The following is a 1,560-nucleotide window of genomic DNA, read 5'->3' on the forward strand; positions in this document are numbered from 1 at the left end:
ATTGAGTTAATTTCATAATTCAATCTTTTAAAGAAACACAGACTTACAGAATCTTGTCATCTATAAATTTTTAAGCTGTTCGTTGCTTACTTAACACCGTCATATGGTTAATCCTATCTGCTGCTAACTTGGAAGCATTGTAAACAAGCGTCACGAGATCAAAATGGACTTTTGCTCTTTTTCCCGTACGATAACGAACATTGTTGAGCTGAAAATAACCTTTCAAATAGGCATTTACTCGCTCTACCGCTGTACGGCGTTTAAAGATGGTTTTCCAAACTTTTGACCCTCGAGCTGGTGCGGTATATCTTCTAAGATTAGTGGTGATTTTTACTTTGTATACTTTCTGACAAAGACCATCATTCGCTAAAGGACAGTCTTTACACTCTTTTGGACGTGTATATTTTAGCGTTTTATGCTTATGATCAAAGCTATCGTAACGGTAAGAATGCTCTCGTACACAAGTAGGAGCGAAGTGCTTATCAAATCCGATAGGATCCGGTTCGTTCCGCTTATTATAAGCAATCACAGATTGATGACCCATTCGATTAATTTGGGTATAAATCGCTTCAAAATCATAGCCTGCATCCATTGTTTGATAACGTAAAGAAGGAAGCAGAACTTGTTCGTGAAGTCCTTTTAATAAAGGGATCGCAGCTTTTCCATCATTTAAATTAGCGGAGGATAGAAGAGATTGAAAGATATACTGGCTCTTTGTCCCTACAGCTAAATGTGCTTTGTAGCCATACCAAAAAACATTTTTTCCTTCGCTGTTTTTTTTAATTCCCCACTGAGGATCTTGAGGAATTTCCGCTCTAAGTTCATGCAGAGGAATGTCTAGTTGTTCTTCTATTTTCTTATCGTACAGTGGAAGATTGCCTTCCTTTTCCGCTTTTTCGATAAGCCATTGTTCACGTATTTCTTTTGATTTACGTCCACGTTTTTTCGGTTCCGTTTTCGGCTGTTCTTCCTTTGGAGGTGCTGCATCTTTTGCTAGAAAATGGGTGGCATCAATGGCAACCGTGTCATCCTCCACGAAGCCTTCTGAAATGGCTTGATGAAGTAGTGTTCCTTGGACATTTTCCAGAACTTCGGATTTACAAAGAATAGTAGTCATTCTAGAGTATGCTGCTTCTGAGGGGATAGCGTCTGAAACTAAAAAACCGCAGTCGAGACGAAAGATCATGTCGTGTTTTAACCGTTTCACTAAATCCTTAATAAATGGAATTCGCTCAGTAATTCTAGCAATGAGCGAATAAATCATCGCTGCATAGTTTAGCTCAACAGGCCTTCCAAAACGCGATTGCTTCGTTACCACAGCGAAGATCGGTTCTATGTCAATGGTAGAAAAAACAGCTTCAAAGCGTTGGGTAGGTTCTAAATTATATAATTCTTGTAGGTCAAATAGGCTTCCTTGTCGTATAATAGTCATAGGGAGTCTTCCTCCAGTCTGATTAGTTTGTGTGGTGCTTACTAAATTCGACATTTTGGGGAGGTACTCCTTTTTTTGCATCTCTGAGAGCTTGAGGCTCTAAGCGTTAAATTTATGAAATTGATTCA

The 1,560-nt window shown here is 38.8% G+C and carries 1 protein-coding gene; it reads right to left on the reverse strand.

Features of this window, described 5'->3' with window-relative positions; all coding sequences use genetic code 11:
* Positions 1 to 70: 70 nt before the first annotated feature.
* A complete protein-coding gene (locus F9279_RS24735) occupies positions 71 to 1,432 on the reverse strand; it encodes a transposase (RefSeq protein ID WP_152116733.1) in 1,362 nt (453 codons plus the stop codon).
* Positions 1,433 to 1,560: the final 128 nt, after the last annotated feature.

It is taken from the genome of Bacillus sp. B1-b2, from assembly GCF_009183415.1.
Classification (GTDB): domain Bacteria; phylum Bacillota; class Bacilli; order Bacillales; family Cytobacillaceae; genus Niallia.